Below are 2,026 nucleotides of genomic sequence, written 5' to 3'. Positions count from 1 at the left end.
GCGGCATGTTCGATATTTGCCTCGAACGGGGTGGGTCGCTGAAATGTCCAGGTGGATCCCGTCACGGTCGCCACATGCGTCTCGGTATCGTCGCTGAACCTGATGCTCACCGTGGCGCCCGACAAGCAAGTGCCGCGAAATACCGGCTCCAGCCCCTCTTCGCCAAGATCATCCACGCCTGGCGCCAGCGGTGGAATCGTGACGTACAGGATGAAAGGACGTTGCGAAGGATGGTTTCCAAGATGCTGTGTAATGCGCACTTCCCGCTTGTTGGTTGGCCCCCAATCCACCAATGCAGACGTCGACCATTGGCCGTTCACGACCACTACACTCCGTGCAGCCTCGTTTGTATCGGGAAACCTGAGCGAGACGGTGGCACCTGTGTAACCTTTGCCGCTGAAGACCGGTAGATACTCCTCGGTGTAGCTCGCCTCGGTGATATCCGGCATGTCGTTGCGGACTTCGAATTCAACAGGCTCTGATTCGATCCAGCCACTGGCGTTGTCGGCGATTTTTTGAATCACCTTCATCTTGTAGCTGCCCAGAGACCAGACAACGGGGGCCGTTTCCCAATAGCCCTGGGCATTGACGCGGACGTTGGGCGGCAAAGGCAGCGAGCCGTCGCTGGCAGAGAACTGGATTTCGGTCGAGAGGTTTTGATCGAAATGGCCGGAGCCGGAGAACTTCAAGCTTGTATCAGGAAGAAAGGTGACCTCAGGCTCTGCCAGTTTGGGAGGGCGGATCCGGTAAGAGCGGGGGGCGCTTCTCTTGGACGGTTCATTTTTCAATACCTGCATCGCGACAAGTGAAACCGGTCCAGGCTCGACCGTCACAGGCAAGCGCCAGTCAGCCGCAGTGACAGCAATCTCACCTCGATTATCCGATGTCAAATCTGTATGGATATAAAGAGTTGCGTCCACGACGCCATCGATACCTGACAGTAAGAAATGGCGTTCCTGCAACTCAATGACCGGGAAGGTGATGATCGGAATGCGAATGCCCGGAGAATAGGTTTCAGGTTGAGATTCGCCTGAAGCAAATTGTTTGTCACCGATGAGAAACGTACTTTTTGCTACGTATACATATTCCCTTTCTTCAGGTTCAAACCCTTCGAGCCACTTGGGATTCCACTTTCCATCAGTGCCAACGACCGCAGTCCCCATCACGGCATTTCCATCTGAGTCCTGGCCGTATACCAGTATGTTTGTACCGAATACTCCAGTTCCGCCAACCTCGACACCGGTGCCTTCCTGAGGAGCAATCCTTGGCGGAGGCTGAGTTGAAGTGAAAGAGTTCGACACCTCAAAAATGACGCTACGCGCCGTAACCTGGAGTCTACCTGTGGGCATGAAATGCGGCAGGTTATAACTCCAGACACCCAGCTTGGCAGACACCTCGAAGTTCAGAGAAATAGTAGGTCCACTGATGTGAATGTAAACCTTCTCGTTGTGGATCAGGCCTCTACCTGAAACGGTATTGCTTCTGAAATCGATCTCCGATCCGTCTGCGGGTTCATCAATGATTAACGTCGCTGCCTCAGGATTCTGGCGGGTATCGTCGTTCATGCATCACCTTCGAATACAGTGACAAAGAAAGACAGAAAGCCACAGCAGCCGGATTATTCCTACCTGTAAAATCTGACAGTCCCGACGAACGGTAGATCGTTCCATTCAAGCATTTTCGGAGTTTCATTCTTGAATTTTGCGTTGAACTCTCTACTGGTCAAAAGACCTGCTTACTACTGCGGATTTTGTTCACTGCCACCTGCTCGATTTCAAAGCGCGGACTTTCGATCCAGTCGGAATACGTCGCCTCGCTGACATTGTCGGTTAACGTCTGCCTGAACCGACACCAGTTGCCACCCAGAGGCATTGCGTGGTCGGGCACGCTTTCCCACTCAGTGTCGACCGGTATTTCTGCTTTCCATACCTTGTCCGGGTTGAACGGGTCGACCAGAACACCGACGCCTTGACGGCCCTTGCCGGCAAACAGCACCGGGTTGCTGACCCAGCGTCCCGGCTCCGGG

At 53.9% G+C, this 2,026-nt stretch carries 2 pseudogenes; both read right to left on the bottom strand.

What is annotated here, in order from left to right:
• A pseudogene (locus ACM6IN_RS18615) lies at positions 1-1,565 on the bottom strand (hypothetical protein); the annotation flags it as partial.
• Positions 1,566-1,722: 157 nt separating this feature from the next.
• Positions 1,723-2,026, bottom strand: a pseudogene (locus ACM6IN_RS18610) (hypothetical protein); the annotation flags it as partial.

The organism is Pseudomonas sp. IT-P395 (assembly GCF_949767675.1).
Lineage (GTDB): Bacteria > Pseudomonadota > Gammaproteobacteria > Pseudomonadales > Pseudomonadaceae > Aquipseudomonas.
Note: the sequence above shows the minus strand (reverse complement) of the source record. Positions and strands in the feature narration are given on the sequence as shown.